Annotated in this window: 17 protein-coding genes; 11 read left to right on the top strand and 6 right to left on the bottom strand. The window is 68.1% G+C overall.

The window, feature by feature from the left end; all coding sequences use genetic code 11:
- Positions 1-39: 39 nt before the first annotated feature.
- The 5 genes from A5733_RS03115 to A5733_RS03135 are packed head-to-tail and all read right to left on the bottom strand — an operon-like array spanning position 40 to position 2,661.
- Positions 40-378, bottom strand: coding sequence for a PRC-barrel domain-containing protein (locus A5733_RS03115; RefSeq protein WP_076239037.1), 339 nt, complete (start codon positions 376-378; stop codon positions 40-42).
- Positions 365-730: a hypothetical protein gene (locus A5733_RS03120; protein WP_076239038.1), complete on the bottom strand. Its 366-nt coding sequence runs from the start codon at positions 728-730 to the stop codon at positions 365-367. Before A5733_RS03120 ends, A5733_RS03115 begins: the two co-directional genes overlap by 14 nt.
- Entirely contained in the window at positions 727-1,956 is a 1,230-nt protein-coding gene (locus A5733_RS03125) for an Nramp family divalent metal transporter (protein WP_076239039.1), read from the bottom strand. Before A5733_RS03125 ends, A5733_RS03120 begins: the two co-directional genes overlap by 4 nt.
- Positions 1,956-2,378 (bottom strand): hypothetical protein, encoded by a 423-nt coding sequence (locus A5733_RS03130; RefSeq protein ID WP_142253775.1) that lies wholly within the window; start codon positions 2,376-2,378, stop codon positions 1,956-1,958. The genes A5733_RS03125 and A5733_RS03130 overlap by 1 nt, the downstream gene beginning before the upstream one ends.
- A 52-nt stretch (positions 2,379-2,430) precedes the next feature.
- Complete coding sequence (locus tag A5733_RS03135) at positions 2,431-2,661, bottom strand: hypothetical protein (protein ID WP_231965656.1); 231 nt, start codon at positions 2,659-2,661, stop codon at positions 2,431-2,433.
- 54 nt (positions 2,662-2,715) lie between these two features.
- On the opposite strand from A5733_RS03135, the gene A5733_RS03140 reads away from it, so the two are divergent.
- Both A5733_RS03140 and A5733_RS03145 read left to right on the top strand, forming a co-directional pair.
- On the top strand, positions 2,716-3,687 hold the full coding sequence (locus tag A5733_RS03140) for a glycosyltransferase (RefSeq protein ID WP_076239040.1): 972 nt from the start codon (positions 2,716-2,718) through the stop codon (positions 3,685-3,687).
- A 17-nt stretch (positions 3,688-3,704) separates the two neighbouring features.
- Complete coding sequence (locus A5733_RS03145) at positions 3,705-4,928, top strand: glycosyltransferase (protein WP_067768458.1); 1,224 nt, start codon at positions 3,705-3,707, stop codon at positions 4,926-4,928.
- A gap of 5 nt (positions 4,929-4,933) precedes the next feature.
- On the opposite strand, the gene A5733_RS27635 is transcribed toward A5733_RS03145, so the two are convergent.
- A complete protein-coding gene (locus tag A5733_RS27635) occupies positions 4,934-5,800 on the bottom strand; it encodes a glycosyltransferase family 2 protein (protein ID WP_067768553.1) in 867 nt (288 codons plus the stop codon).
- Between the two features lie 76 nt (positions 5,801-5,876).
- Between A5733_RS27635 and A5733_RS27640 the strand changes: the two genes are divergently transcribed.
- The 9 genes from A5733_RS27640 to A5733_RS03195 form a co-directional block, all read left to right on the top strand.
- Positions 5,877-6,821 carry an NAD-dependent epimerase/dehydratase family protein gene (locus tag A5733_RS27640; RefSeq protein ID WP_076239041.1) on the top strand — a complete coding sequence of 315 codons (945 nt, stop codon included), beginning with the start codon at positions 5,877-5,879 and terminating at the stop codon, positions 6,819-6,821.
- A gap of 8 nt (positions 6,822-6,829) precedes the next feature.
- Positions 6,830-8,443 carry a carbamoyltransferase C-terminal domain-containing protein gene (locus A5733_RS03160; protein ID WP_076239042.1) on the top strand — a complete coding sequence of 538 codons (1,614 nt, stop codon included), beginning with the start codon at positions 6,830-6,832 and terminating at the stop codon, positions 8,441-8,443.
- Entirely contained in the window at positions 8,440-9,927 is a 1,488-nt protein-coding gene (locus A5733_RS03165) for an HAD-IIIA family hydrolase (RefSeq protein ID WP_076239043.1), read from the top strand. Before A5733_RS03160 ends, A5733_RS03165 begins: the two co-directional genes overlap by 4 nt.
- A gap of 10 nt (positions 9,928-9,937) precedes the next feature.
- The gene (locus A5733_RS03170) at positions 9,938-10,963 is read left to right on the top strand and encodes a glycosyltransferase family 9 protein (protein ID WP_076239044.1); all 1,026 of its coding nucleotides are present in this window, start codon (positions 9,938-9,940) and stop codon (positions 10,961-10,963) included.
- 5 nt (positions 10,964-10,968) lie between these two features.
- The gene (locus A5733_RS03175; protein WP_067768467.1) at positions 10,969-11,565 is read left to right on the top strand and encodes an SIS domain-containing protein; all 597 of its coding nucleotides are present in this window, start codon (positions 10,969-10,971) and stop codon (positions 11,563-11,565) included.
- The gene (gene rfaE2 / locus A5733_RS03180; protein ID WP_076239045.1) at positions 11,558-12,922 is read left to right on the top strand and encodes a D-glycero-beta-D-manno-heptose 1-phosphate adenylyltransferase; all 1,365 of its coding nucleotides are present in this window, start codon (positions 11,558-11,560) and stop codon (positions 12,920-12,922) included. Before A5733_RS03175 ends, rfaE2 begins: the two co-directional genes overlap by 8 nt.
- Before the next feature lie 15 nt (positions 12,923-12,937).
- Entirely contained in the window at positions 12,938-13,624 is a 687-nt protein-coding gene (locus A5733_RS03185) for an SDR family oxidoreductase (RefSeq protein WP_076239046.1), read from the top strand.
- Positions 13,594-14,589, top strand: a complete 996-nt coding sequence (locus A5733_RS03190) for a glycosyltransferase family 9 protein (RefSeq protein WP_076239047.1) — start codon at positions 13,594-13,596, stop codon at positions 14,587-14,589. Before A5733_RS03185 ends, A5733_RS03190 begins: the two co-directional genes overlap by 31 nt.
- A partial coding sequence (locus A5733_RS03195) for a nucleotide sugar dehydrogenase (RefSeq protein WP_142253777.1) occupies positions 14,586-15,201 on the top strand: 616 nt, incomplete at its 3' end. The genes A5733_RS03190 and A5733_RS03195, both read left to right, overlap by 4 nt.

Below are 15,201 nucleotides of genomic sequence, written 5' to 3' on the forward strand. Positions count from 1 at the left end.
CCGAACTGGTACGGCAGTGGCTGGATGGCGACGAGCGGATCACTGCGTGCGTAACGCCGCAGAATGACGCGTATACCCCGCGCGCAGCGTGACGCGTTCTGATCCGATCCGGGCCACGTCCTCCCACGCGGCAAGAAATGTGTCGCGATGCCGCCACGCGGCGATGGCGGCGATGAGCGCCGGGGCGTTGATGCCCCTGCGTTCATAGCCCAGGTAGGACGATCGGGTTCGCGGGCTCACCACCAGCCCGACGACCTCGGGGCAGGGCGGATGATCGCCACGCGCCTCGTCGAGCCACAGCCGTACGTCGATCACCGTCCCGACCCGGTGGTGGCCGGCGTCGACCACCCGCAGCCCCAGGAGGTTACTCAGCTGCATGACGTCCTCCGGGAATGCGCGAGACGATGTGATCGCGGAGCCAACGTTCCACCCAGTCGGCGTCGGACGGCAGTTCGACCGGGGTCAACTGCACCGTCACTCCGACGGAATCGACCAGCTCCCATGGTATTTCGTGTAACAGCGACCGCGGGGGCGCGCCACCGAGGATTCGGGTCATCACCACTTGGCCCGACAACAGGGACACCACGCGCGGCGGTGGGCTTCCTGGTTTGATGTCGACCTCGAGTTCCACTCCGTCGAGCTCGAGGTCGTCGACGATGCCGGCGGGATCGCCGTCATGGTCGAGCAACTGGTGGCCCAGCAGGTGTAGCCGTGCGTCCAAGGGCCTCATTGTCCGGCTCCCGTTACGATCATCAGCGGTATGGCGGCCAGCGAGGCGGCCAGGATGATCACCAGATACACCGATCCAAACACGTTGAGCAGCCTTCCGTTTGTCTTGTCGCCCATGTACTCCGGGTCGTTGGCCACGATCAGGATCGGCAGGTACGTCAGCGGCAGGGCGATGGCCGAGAACACCACCGAGTACTCGGTCACCATCACCGGGTCCACGCCGGTGAACAGGACGGCGGCACCCACCACGATGCTCACGAACATCACCACGTGGAAGCGCGAAGCCTCGGCGGGACGACGGAACTTCCCCCACGTCCAGCCGAAGAACTGCGCCAAGGTGTAGCCACTGGACAGCGTCGTCTCAAGGGCTGCACCGAACGTGGCCGCGACGATGCCGACGATGGCGAAGGCCAGCGCGAGCTTGCCGCCGGCCTCTACGACGGGCATCACCACCTGTGACAGCGAGGTGACCTCAATCCGCTCGGGCAGCAGCACCAGCGTGGCGCCGGCCGCGATCGCCACCGACAGGATGCCGCCGAGCGGGAACCCGATCAGGACGTTGATCCGTGACTTTCCGAGATCCTTTACGGTCCAATGTTCTTCGACAGCGCCCGAAGAGAAGAAGAACACCTCGTACGGGGTCATCGCGGCGCCGAACAGTGCGATCGCGTAGTACCAGTAGGTCGCCGAGGACTCGGATTCTGGGATCACCGGTTGGACCGCCTGGTGGGCCAGCTCGCCCCACTGAGGTTGCAGCGCGAAGACCGCGACGGCGAAGACGATCAGGCACAGCCCCATGAGTCCTGCCGTGTTCTCCATGACCGAGAACTTGACTCGCCAGATCACCAGCCACACCGCCACTGCTGCCACCGGGATCCACATCATCCGCCCGACGTCGGTGGCCAACTGCAGTGCCAGCGCCACACCACCGATTTCGGCGGTCAGTGTCATCAGGTTGATCAGGAACGACGCCGCCAGGTTTGCCGCCGCGGTGCGCGGACCGAGCCGTTCGCGAATGATCTCGAAGGTGGCGCGGCCGCTGACCGCCGCCACCCGACCGGCCATCTGGGCAAACAGACAGATTCCCACGACACCGACGAGGATCACCCAGGCCAGCGCCAAACCGAACCGCGAACCGACCACGGCGTTCATCACCAGGTCGCCGATGTCGAGGAACCCGCCGATCGCGGTCAGGATGCCCAACGCCACGGCAAAGAATTTCTTCATCAGCGGTATCCCGCTTCCAGGGCGTCCGCCGATGCCAACAGCTGGGAGCGCAGGGCGCTCAGCTCGGGTTCGGCGGCGACCCCGCGGACCCGAGCCGATGCGGTGTTCAGCTGGGCGATCATCGTGGTCATGGCTTCGGTGAGGTATTTCTGCCGTTCGAGGTCGACGGGATCCTCGGCGCGCAGATCGGCGATGCCCTGATACGCCTTGGCGATGTCTTCGCGTGCCGCCGATATCTGGACACTGACCAGCTGTGGGCTGGACCGGTCACGCATCCTCAGGTCGAGCGCATACGCGCCGCTGCGCGCGGCGGCCGCGGTTTCCGCCATCGCCTGGGCAAGCTGCCCGGGCATCCCGTCGCGGTTGGCCGGGCAGCACGTCAGCAGCAGGCCCAGTCCGGCAAGCAGCAGGGCGACCGACACGAGCGCCTTGGCGCTCCGTGGTCTGTCTACCCTTGTTTCTTCTGCCTCTGGGTCACCGGTCACGGTCGAACTCGTCGAGTTCGGAGTCGTCCGGGACCGCCTCCCGCTGCTCCTGCCAGTCCTGATCAGTGGCTTCCAGTGGAGGACTGTCCCGATCTGTCACGGAGACTTCACGGTCGACAACCGGTTCGCCGTAGTCGCGTCGCTGTTCGAGCGCGTCGGCCACCGGGACTTCATCGGGTACGTCGTCGCGGGGCATCTGGCGGGAGTACCACGCAGCCATCTCGATCAAACTCTTCGAGTGTTTAAGTGACTTCTGCTCGGGTACTTCCGCGGCATGAACCCAGACCCACCACGGTCCGTCCTCGCGTGGCACGTGCACGGTTCCTGGATGGAGGCCTTTGTCGCGGGTCCGCACCGCTATTTGATCCCCGTCAACGACGCCGGGGACGCTGACGGCCGGGGTCTTTGCGGACGCAATTGGCCAGGGGCCCAAGAGGTTCCGGTGGGCGAATTGCGGGATGCCGATGTGGATCTGGTGGTTCTGCAGCGACCCGAGGAGATCGCACTCACCGAGAACTGGTTGGGACGGCGGCCGGGCATCGACGTTCCCGCGATCTATGTGGAGCACAACGCGCCGCGGCCGTACGCCGCCGAGAGCAGCCACCCATTGTCGGATCGCAGCGACATCCTCCTGGTACACGTCACCGACTTCAACCGCCTGATGTGGGACAACGGGGCGGCGCCGACACAGGTCATCCAACACGGGGTGGCCGACCCAGGCCATCTCTACACCGGCGACGTGGCCTCGGCGGCCACCATGATCAACGAGCCGCTGCGCCGGTGGCGGACGGTGGGTGCCGACCTGCTGTCCGAGCTCAGCCGCGAGGTGCCCATCGACGTGTGGGGCATCGACACCCTCGAACTCAACGACCGCAGCTGGCGAGGCACCGTACGCGGCAAGGGGGACGTGGCGCATGCCCGCCTGATGCGTCAGGTCGCGCGGCGACGCGTTTACCTGCACACCGCACGCTGGACATCGCTGGGGTTGTCGCTCATCGAGGCGATGCTGCTGGGTATGCCGATCGTGGCGGTCGGATCCACCGCTGCGCCGCTGACGGTACGGGCCGACGCCGGCGTGGTGAGCGCAGACGTCAAGACGTTGGCGTATGCGCTGCAGGGATTCGTCACCGATCTGTCGGCCGCCACCGTCGCCGGTAAAGCCGCCCGAGAGTACGCACTCGCTCATTTCGGTCTGGAGCGGTTCGTGCGCGACTGGGAACAAGTGATCGCCGATTGGTGTGCGTGAGGTTCGAGGAGGAGTGAATGAAGATCGCAATGGTTTCCGAGCACGCCAGCCCGTTGGCGGCACTTGGCGGCGTGGACGCCGGTGGACAGAACGTGCATGTGGCCGCGCTGTCTGCCGCCTTGGCCCGGCGGGGTCATCGGGTCACCGTTTACACGCGCCGAGACGATCCTGACTTACCCGGGCGGGTCAAGACTCCCGACGGTTACACCGTGGTGCACGTGCCGGCCGGGCCGGCCGAACACATCCCGAAAGACGAACTGCTCCACTACATGGGCGAGTTCGCCCGGTTCCTGGACGCCAGCTGGACAGAGGATCGCCCCGACGTCGTGCATGCGCACTTCTGGATGTCCGGCGTGGCCAGCCAACTCGCCGCCCGACACCTCAATCTGCCCGCGGTACAGACCTTTCACGCCCTCGGTGTCGTCAAGCGCCGGCATCAGGGAGCCGATGACACGAGCCCGCCCGAGCGTCTCAAGTTGGAAGCGATGGTGGCGCGTGGGGCCACCTGGGTGGCGGCGACATGCACCGACGAGGTCTTCGAGTTGATGAGGCTCGGGCGGTCCCGGTCGCGGACGTCGGTGGTGCCGTGCGGGGTCGATCTGGATTTGTTCCACCCCGAGGGGCCACACCTCCGTCGCCGCGCCGAGCACCGCATCGTCAGCGTCGGCAGATTTGTTCCGCGCAAAGGCTTCGACCTGGCGATCCGCGCCCTGGCCACCGTGCCCGAGACGGAATTGGTGATCGTGGGCGGTCCACCACGAGCCGAACTGGCGCGTGATCCCGAGGCCTGCCGGTTGCGTCAGCTCGCGGAGCAGGTTGGCGTCGCGGGCCGGGTCAAGCTGTGTGGCTCGGTCGACCGCGCAGAGATGCCGGCGGTGTTGCGATCGGCGGACATCGTGGCGTGCACGCCGTGGTATGAGCCGTTCGGCATCGTGCCGCTGGAGGCGATGGCCTGTGGGGTTCCGGTCGTCGCCTCGGCGGTGGGCGGGATGTTGGACACCGTGGTCGACGACGTCACCGGGCGTCTGGTGCCGCCGAAACGGCCGGACCTACTGGCCGACGCGCTGAACTCGTTGTTGCGCGACGACTTCCGTCGGCAGGGGCTCGGCGCGGCCGGACGCGATCGGGCCCGGTCGCGCTATTCCTGGGACCGGATCGCCGCGGACACCCTGCGGGTCTACGACCGGCTGGAACCTTCGGCGTATCTGCCGCCTGCGGCCACCGTCTCGTCGTCGGGCTGACGGAGTCAGCGATGACCGTGCTCCAGAACCGCCAATGCCTGCTCGACCGTGGATGGCAGACGCCGCCGGTGCGTCAGCACCGCGGGCAGTCGCATGGCGGCCTCGACGGCGGCGCGGGCATGCTCGGTGTCGCGAGTGGCCGCCGTCAGCAACTGGAGCGAGGCGCGGGCACAGTGGGGCAGTGGCCGTCGCAGCCAGGTGGTCAGGACCGCATTGCGTACGCTGCGTGCATCCTGGGCCGCATTGGGCGGCCGGTGCACCGACGGATGGTGAATGGCGGTCAGCTCCGGGCAATAGCAGAGGTCCCATCCGGACGCGGCGAGATCCAGCGCCAACAGCGTCTCCTCGCCGCGGAAATGCAGGATCGGGCTGAATCCACCCGCGGCCTCGAACGCGGACTTGCGCACCATGGCCGAGCAAGCCAGAAAGCCCAGGATGGACGGACCCGGCAGGTCGGCCCGTTGTCCCAGCGGGCTGTTGGCCAGCTCCGCCACCATCGGATCGTCGCGTCGCTGCGGCCACACCTCGGTGCGTGCGGCCAGAACCGCGGTCTGGGGGTACCGATCGAAGATCTGCGCGCCGAGCGCCGGGGCGGTGGGCTCCCACCACGAATCATCGTCGCAGAACGCGACATACGGGGTGCGGCAGGCGGCCACCCCGACATTGCGGGCCACCGCGCCGAGGTTGGTTCCGAGTTCGAGCAGCGTCACCCGGTCTGCCGACCGTGCCGCGACGGCTCGCATCGCGGGCACCGAGCGATCGTCGGAGTCGTTGTCCACCACGATGATCGGGCACTCAGTGGTCTCGAGCAGTCGGGTGACCACCGTGGTCAACTCGTCGGCGCGATTCCGGCTGGCGATCACGAACGACATCTTTGCCTGGAGGCCGGTGGCTTCTGGAGCAGTCATAACCGGGCGAACTACCCGTTACGGCGAGAGGAAAACGCGCATGCGTGAACTCAAACGGGTTCTGGTCACCGGCGGTACCGGCTTTGTCGGCGGCCACCTGTGCCGGCGGCTGCTCGACGACGGCGTCGAAGTGCTCGCCGTCGACGATCTGTCCACCAGCGCACCGGGCGCCGACAAGCTGCTGGCCGAGGAGACCGGATACCGGTTCCTCCGCCACGACATCACCAGCCCGCTCCCCGACATGCCCTACGTGGACACCGTGTTTCACCTGGCCTCCCCGGCGTCCCCGGTGGACTACCAGAGAATGCCGGTGCAGACCATGCGCACCGGTGCGTCGGGTACCGCCAACGCCCTGGATATCGCCGATCGATGTGGGGCCCGGTTCGTGCTGGCCTCCACCAGCGAGGTGTACGGAGATCCGCTGGAACATCCACAGCGCGAAACCTATTGGGGCAACGTCAATCCGGTCGGCCCGCGCAGCATGTACGACGAGTCCAAGCGGTTCGCCGAGGCGTTGACCTTCGCCTACCACGGTGAGCGGTCGACGGACATCGCGGTGGCCAGGTTGTTCAACACCTATGGCCCGCGGATGCGTGGTGACGACGGGCGGATCGTGCCCACCTTCTGTCGTCAGGCGCTGGCCGCCGAGCCGCTCACAGTGCACGGCGACGGCCGGCAGACCCGCTCGTTGTGTTACGTCGACGACACCGTCGAGGCGATGGTCGCACTGGCCAGAAGCGACTGCACCGGGCCCATCAACATCGGCAACCCGCGGGAGTTGTCGGTACTGGAGATCGCCGAGATCATCAAGTCCCTGGCGCACAGCGATTCACCGATCCAGTTCATGCCTGCGGCCGCCGGCGATCCACGACGGCGCTGCCCCGACATCACCGAAGCGCACCGGAAACTCGGCTGGCAGCCACGTATCGACTGTCAGGACGGGCTCGCGACAACACTCGAATGGTTTGCCCGGCAAGGGCTTTAGGAGGATACGTGCGGATACTCGGAGTCAATGCAGTTTTCCACGATCCGGCTGCAGCGCTCGTGGTGGACGGGCAGGTCCTCGCCGCCGCCGAGGAGGAGCGGTTCACCCGGCGCAAGCACGGCAAGGAAGCGGTGGCGTTCTCGACCTGGGAGTTGCCGGTGCAATCGGCACGCTGGTGTCTGCAGCAGGCCGGTCTGTCACCGTCGGACATCGATGCCGTCGGATACTCCTACGACCCGCGGCTGATGGCCGAGGACGACTCCGACACCGCCGGACTGGACCGCGACTGGGAATACCTGCGCACGCTCTATGCCGAGCGGGCGCCGCGGTTCCTGCAATCGGCGCTGCCCGGTCTGGATTCCTCGGTCGTGCAATTCGTGCGCCACCACGTCGCGCATGCCGCCTCCAGCGCGCTGGCCTCACCGCATCCGGACTGTGCGGTGCTCGTGGTCGACGGCCGTGGAGAACGCACCTCGATGCTGGCCGGCGAATACACCGACCACAAGCTCGATGTGCTGGCCACCCAAGCACTCCCGCATTCGCTGGGCCTGCTGTACGAGGATCTGACGCAACACCTGGGCTTCAAACGCTCCAGTGACGAGTACAAGGTGATGGCGATGGCGTCCTACGGGAAACCGCGATTCGCCGACCAGTTCCGCGAATTGGTCTATGCCACCGGTGACGGCGGTTTCCGTACCGAGGCGGTGGACTGGTCGGCGTTCGGCAGCGAGTGGGATGACCGGGTGGATCTGGCGTGCAGCGTGCAGCAGGTGCTCGAGGACGTGCTACTCGAGCTGGTGGACTGGCTGCGCTCCCGCACCGAACACGAAAACCTCTGTCTGGCCGGGGGAGTGGCGCTTAACTGTGTGGCGAACTCCAGGCTGCACCGCAGCGGCCTCTTCCGCGACATCTGGGTGCAGCCGGCCGCCGGTGACTCGGGCACCGCACTCGGTGCGGCGTTGGCGCTGGCCGCCGAGGCGGGCGAGCCGATCACCCCGATGCCCTCGGCGGCGTTGGGCCGCAGTTGGTCCGATGACGAGATCGGTGCCGTGCTGACCGAGGCGGCCGTCCCGCACGAACGGCCCGACGACCTGGCCGCCGTCGTGGGGGACGCGTTGGCCGACGACCAGGTGATCGGCTGGTTCCAGGGCCGCTCGGAGTTCGGACCCCGGGCGCTGGGCCGTCGGTCCCTGCTCGCCGACCCGCGCAACAAGAACAACCTCGACCGGCTCAACGCCGTGAAGGGCCGCGAGCAGTTTCGCCCGGTGGCGCCGATGGTGCTGGCCGACCGGGCCGCCGAAATCTTCTCCGGCGGGCCGATTCCCAGTCCGTACATGCTGTTCGTGCATGACGTCTCGCCCGAGTGGCAGACCCGGATCCCGGCGGTCACCCATGTCGACGGCACCGCACGCATCCAGACCATCGACCCGGCCGACGAACTGATGTACGCCACGATCGACCGGTTCGCGCAACGCACCGGGGTGCCGGTCGTGGTCAACACCAGCTTCAACACCGCGGGCCGCCCGATGGTCGACAGTCCGCGGGATGCGCTGGAGTGCTTCGGCAGTGCGCCGATCGACCTGCTGGCGATCGGACCGTACGTGGTGCGGAGGCCGCGATGAGCTTCACCATCGTGATCCCGAGCATCGGCCGACCGTCGTTGCAGCGGTTGCTGACCGCCCTGGAGGGTTCCGGAGGTCCCGCGCCGGAGGCCGTCGTCGTGGTGGACGACCGGCCTCGGGCCGACCCGCCGCTTGTGATCGTGACCCGTCTTCCGGTCACGGTGTTGCACAGCGGCGGACGGGGTCCGGCCGCGGCGCGCAATGTCGGCTGGCGGCATGCGAGATCGCGATGGATCTGTTTTCTCGACGACGATGTGCTGCCCCATCCCGGTTGGCTGGCCGCACTGGCCGAGGACCTGCGTGCCGCCGAGGAGTGCGGTGCTGCCGGTTCGCAGGCGGTGATCGATGTGCCGGTGCGCTCCGGCCGGCGCAGCACCGACGACGAGCGGCGCACCCAGCGCCTGGCCGACGCCCAGTGGATCACCGCCGACATGGCCTACCGGCGCTCCGCCCTGGTTCAGGTCGGCGGGTTCGACGAGCGGTTTCCTCGTGCGTACCGGGAGGATTCGGACCTGGGGCTGCGGATCACCATGGCCGGCCATCACATCGTGTCGGGCACGCGGCGTACCCGCCATCCGGTCGCACCGGCGACGTTCACGAGCAGTGTGCGCGCACAACGGGGCAACCGCGACGATGCGCTGCTGCGGCGCAAGTTCGGCCCCGGGTGGCGACCGGCGATCGGTGAAGGCCGGGGGCGCATGCCGGCTCACGTGCTGACCACCGCGGCCGGACTGGCGGCACTCGCGTCGTCGGCGCTGCGTCGTCGTACCGTCTCGAGATGGGCATTTGCCGCTTGGTTGGCCATGACCGCGGAGTTCGCGGTGCGCCGGTTTCTGGCCGGGCGGCGTACGGTCGCCGAAGCCGTGCGGATGCTCGTCACGAGCGTGCTGATCCCGCCCGTGGCGGTGGCTCATCGGCTGGTCGGTGAGTGGAAATTCCGTTCGGCACACCGTGACCCACCGTTGGCCGTGTTGTTGGACCGCGACGACACCATCATCGAGGACGGCCCCTACCTCAGTGACCCCGCCGGTGTCCGACCGGTGACCGGAGCGGCCGTTGCGCTCGATCGGCTGCGTCAACGGGGCCTGCTGCTGGCCGTGGTGACGAACCAGTCGGGTGTTGCCAAAGGGTTGATCAGCACGGGACAACTCGACGCGGTGAACGCTCGGGTGGACGAGCTGTTGGGGCCGTTCGACTCGTGGCAGGTCTGCCTGCATGACGCCGCAGACGGATGCGCCTGTCGCAAGCCCGAACCCGGCATGGTTCGAGCGGCTGCCGCCGAACTCGGCGTCGACCCGTCACGTTGCGTGCTGATCGGCGACACCGGTGGTGATGTGCAGGCCGCGCTGTCGGCCGAAGCCGATGCGGTGCTGGTCCCGACCAAACGAACACTGCCACAGGAGATCACCCACGCCCACCGTCGCGCCCGGGTGGCGCCGACGTTGCAGGCCGCGGTGGCACTTGTGCTCAAGGACGCCCGATGAGGAGCCGAGGATGACGCGGGCACTGGTGGCCAGGCTCGACAGTGCCGGTGACGTGTTGATCACCGGTCCGGCCGTGCGCGCCGTCGCCGCCGTGCACGACTCGGTCACCTTCCTGGCCGGGCCCCGGGGCCGGGCCGCCGCCGAACTGTTGCCCGGCGTGGACGACGTCATCGAATGGCAGGCGCCGTGGGTGGATTTCGATTCGCCCGAATTGACCCCGGATCATGCGGCAGCGCTGATCAAGCAGTTGCGTGATCTGGCGCCGGACCGGGTGTTCGTCTTCACCTCCTTCCATCAGTCTCCGCTGCCGCTGGCGTTGCTGTGCCGAATGGCCGAGATCGGTTGGGTCGGCGCGATCAGTGAGGACTATCCGGGCACCCTGCTCGATCTTCGCCACCACGTCGAACCAGGCATACCCGAACCCGAGCGCGCGCTGTCGCTGGTTCGCGCCGCCGGTATCGAACCCCCCGCCGGCGACGACGGGATGTTGCGGGTCAAGACCCTCCCGTCGCTGCCAGACGAGCTGGCCGAAAAACTCGGTACCGCACCGTATGTGGTGTTTCACCCGGGCGCGGCGGTGCCCGCGCGCCAACCGGGCCCGGCCCGCAGCGCACAGATGGTCCGGGCGCTGGCGCGCGCGGGTCACCGCGTCGTGGTGTCCGGGGGTGAAGGTGAACGGGCGCTGACCGCACAGGTCGCCGACGGCGTCGCGGTGGATCTCGGCGGCGAGACCACCTTGGCCACGCTGGCCGGTGTCTACGCCGGCGCATCCGTCGTGGTCGCGCCCAACACCGGACCGGCGCATCTGGCTGCGGCCGTGGGGGTTCCGGTGGTCTCGCTGTTCGCCCCGGTCGTGCCGGCGACGCAGTGGAGCCCGTACACGCGTCAGATGGTGTTGCTCGGCGACCAAACTGCCCCGTGCCGCGGCACCCGGGCCCGTACCTGTCCGATTCCCGGCCATCCCTGTCTGGACGGGATCAGCGATGCCGCACTGGTGGCCGCGGTGGAACGCCTCGGCGCAACGAGTGGGAGGTAACAACGATGATCACAGAACACATCGCGGCGTTGGCCCAAGCGGTCGAACGTGTCGACGTCGAGGCGGCGAGGTTGACCGGCTGGGGACGCCACCTTGCCGAGGTGCTCACCGGTGACGGTCGTTTGTTGGCCTGTGGCAACGGCGGCAGCGCCGCCGAGGCGCAGCACCTGACCGCCGAACTGGTGGGCCGCTTCCGCGATGAACGAATGCCGTTGTCGGCCATCTCGTTACACGCCGACACCTCGGCGCTCACCGCGGTGGCCAACGATTACGGGGTGGACGAGATGTTCGCCCGGGGCGTGCGCGCGCACGGCCGCAGCGGCGACGTGCTCGTGGCGCTGTCCACGAGCGGGACGAGCCCCAATGTGCTGGCCGCGGTCAAGGCCGCTCACGAATCGGGGTTGACCTCCTGGGCGCTGACCGGTCCGGCACCCAATCCCTTGGCGGCGATGTGTGATGACGCCGTATGCGTGGAGGCCTCGAGTACCGCCACCGTCCAGGAGATCCATCTGCTGTTGGTCCACTCGTTGTGCATCGCCCTCGACGATGCGCTGCGTCAGAACGGCAGCATGCCGGCAACCCGGGGAGGCGCCGATGACTAGGCCGCTGGTGATCGTCGGCGACAGCATGCTCGACGTGGACATCGAAGGCAACGCCACGCGACTGAGCCCCGAAGCGCCGGTACCGGTCGTGGATGCCGACCGGGTCTGGCAGCGGCCCGGTGGCGCCGGTCTGGCGGCAGCGCTGGCGGCGCGGGTGGAATCCAGCGTGGTGTTGGTGACCGCTGTCGCCGACGACAACGACGGTCGACGGCTCACCGAGCTGCTCGCCACCGCCGGGGTCACCGTGGTGGCCCTGCCGATGGCCGGGAGCACGGTGTGCAAGACCAGGATTCGCGCGTCAGGGCAGTCGATGCTGCGCCTCGACCACGGGGATGGGATCGCCGGAGGACAGGATCTACCGGCCCCGGTGGCTGCGGTGCTCGGCGATGCCCGTGGGGTCTGTGTGGCCGATTACGGCCACGGCGTGAGCGCCCACCCCGGATTGCGCCGAGAGCTCGAACGCATCGCCGCTCGGGTCCCGCTGGTGTGGGATCCGCACCCGCGCGGGGCGACTCCGGTTCCCGGGTGTTGGCTGGTCACCCCGAATCAAGCCGAAGCCCAGTCTGTCTCGGCCGAACACCTGCGCCGGCAGTGGGATGCCCGCGGAGTCAGCGTGACGCTCGGCGCCCGAGGTGCGACGGTGTCCACCGACGACGGTCAGGTGACCAACGTTGCCGTGCCCATCTCGAACGTCGGGGGCTCGGCACGTTCGGACACCTGCGGTGCCGGCGACAGATTCGCAGTGGCGGCCACGCTGGCTCTGGCCGAGGGCCGGTCGATCGTCGACGCGGTCGGGGAGGCTGTCGATGCGGCAAGCCGGTTCGTCGCCACCGGGGGAGCCGTCGGCGTCTCCAGCCCCGGCCGGATCGGTGCCGTCGGTGGCGTATCCGCCGAATTCACCGCGATTCTCGGTGATGTCACCGAGGTTCGGGAGCGGTTGCGCCGGCGCGGCGGCAGGCTCGTGGCCACCGGCGGCTGCTTCGACCTGCTGCACACCGGGCACGTGCGGCTGCTGCACCAGGCCCGCCAATTGGGCGACTCGCTGGTGGTGTTGCTCAATTCCGACGCCTCGGTGCGTGCCCTGAAAGGTCCCAGCCGTCCGGTGATGGCGCAGGCCGACCGCGCGCGGGTGCTCTGTGCACTGGCCTGTGTGGACGCCGTGGTGATCTTCGACGAGTCCTCGCCCGAACAGCAACTCGAAGCGCTGCGTCCGGATGTGTGGGTTAAGGGCGGCGACTACACGGAGGCAGACCTGCCGGAGGCACCGGTGGTGCGCAGTCACGGCGGGGAAGTGGTTTTACTGCCGACGGTTGCCGGTTACTCATCGTCAAAGCTGATCGCCGCGATGCGGTCGTGACCGAAAGGGTCTTTCGTGAAACTGGGCAATATCATCATCACCGGCGGTGCCTCGGGTCTCGGTGCCGCCACGGTGGAAGCTGTTGTGCGCCACGGCGGCACGCCGCTGGTCATCGATCGGAATGCACCCGCCGGGGACGTGGACTTCGAGCGCGCCGACTTGGCGGACACCGAAGCGGTCGATGCCGCGGTGCGGGCGTTGGCCGAGCGAGCCGGCGGTGTCGTCGACGGGGTGTTCACCGCGGCGGGTATCGATTCGTGCGGCAAGCTCACCGATGTCCCGGCCAAGGACTGGGAGCAGGTGGTGCACGTCAACCTGTTCGGCACCGTCTCGGTGATCCGCTCGGCGCTGCCGTTTCTGAAGGCCAGCGGTGGACGGATCGTGACGGTTGCCTCGACACTCGGTATCAAGGCCGTCAGCGATGCAACGGCCTACTGCGCGTCCAAGTTTGCGGTGGTCGGCTTCACCCGGGCCTTGGCTGCGGAACTGGCCGGGGAGGTCGGGGTGACCACCTTGATCCCCGGCGGTATGTACACCCCGTTCTTCGACGGACGCGACGAACAGTACAAGCCCCCGGCCGATGCCCTGCTCAACGAACCGGCCAATGTCGCCGAGACCGTGGTGTTCGCCCTGTCGCAGCCCGCCGGATGTGAGGTGCGGGAACTGGTGGTATGTGCCTCCACGGAGTCGTCGTGGCCGTGACGATCGCGCCCGATCCTGCCGCGCAGGCGGATTCGGACGCCGACGAGATCTTTGTGCTACGCGCACTGGGCCTCGGTGATCTGATGACCGGACTCCCGGCGCTTCGTGGTCTGCGACGCACCTACCCGTCCGAGCGGATCGTGCTGGCCGCACCGGAGCGGTTTCGCGACCTGGCGATGTTGTCCGGCGCGGTCACCGACGTCGACCCCACCCCGGGCCTGGGCCACGTGCATCCGCGTCGGGCCCCGGCCATGGCGGTCAACCTGCACGGCAGCGGCCCCGAGAGCATCGCCGATCTGATGGCGCTGCAACCGAAGTCGATGCTGAGCCATCGCCATGCCGGATATCCGGAACTGGCCGGGCCGCCCTGGCGGGCCGATCTGCACGAAGTGGACCGCTGGTGTCATCTGATGGAGTGGCACGGGATCAACTGCGATCCGCAGGATCTGGCGATCGACCGGCCCGCGGGTTATCCCGATCGATCCGGTGTGGTGGTGATCCATCCCGGGGCGGCATTCGGTGCCCGCCGATGGCCCGGTGAGCGCTACGCGGCCGTGGCGACCGCGTTACACGGGGACGGGTACGAGGTGGTGGTAACCGGCGATGCCAAGGAGACGGAGCTGGCAGCCAGTGTCGTCGACCGGGCCGGTCTACCCGAATCCGCCATGTTGGCAGGCACTCTCGATCTTCTCGGGCTGGTTGCGCTGATCAGCGACAGCCGGTTGTTGATCTGCGGTGACACCGGCGTGGGCCATGTCGCCACCGCAACCGGGACCCCCTCCGTGCTGCTGTTCGGACCCACCCCGCCGAGTCGGTGGGGGCCGCGCGGTGCCGGGCCGCACGTGGCGCTGTGGGCGGGGGACTGCGGGGATCCGCACGGCGCTGAACCGCACCGGGGCTTGTTGTTGATCACCGTGCCGCGCGTGCTCGACGCGGTGCACCAGATGCTGGGGGAGTCGACATGAAGGTCGGCGTCGTCGGTGCCGGGTATGTCGGCCTGACCACCGCGGTGTGTCTGGCCGAGCGGGAGCACGACACGGTATGTGTCGACATCGACACCGACCGGGTGGGTCGGTTGGCCAACGGGATCACACCGCTTGACGAGCCCGGGATGGCGGAACTTCTGGAGTCCGGGCTCCATTCGGGCACACTGCGATTCAGCGGGGACTGTGGTGTCTTGGCAGACCGGGACGTGGTGTTCGTCTGCGTGCCCACGCCGAGCGGCAGTGACGGGTCGGCCGATCTGACCGCTGTGGAGGCCGTCGTCGAGGACCTGGCCGGCGTGCTCCGTCCGGGGGCGGTGCTGGCGATGAAGTCCACGGTGCCGGTCGGCACCACCCGCCGGGTCACCGAGCGGCTGGGCCCCAGGAAAGTCCGCGCGGTGTCCAATCCGGAGTTCCTGCGCGAGAGTCACGCCGTCTACGACTTCCGGCATCCGGACCGGATCCTGATCGGCGCGGACGACGACGACGCGGCCGAGGCCGTCGAGCAGCTCTACGGGACCGTCGGCGGCGCGAGGCTGCGGATGAGCCCGGAGAGCGCAGAGTTGGCGAAATATGCCAGCAACGCCTTTCTGG

This window comes from Mycobacterium sp. NS-7484 (assembly GCF_001953975.1).
Taxonomy (GTDB): domain Bacteria; phylum Actinomycetota; class Actinomycetes; order Mycobacteriales; family Mycobacteriaceae; genus Mycobacterium.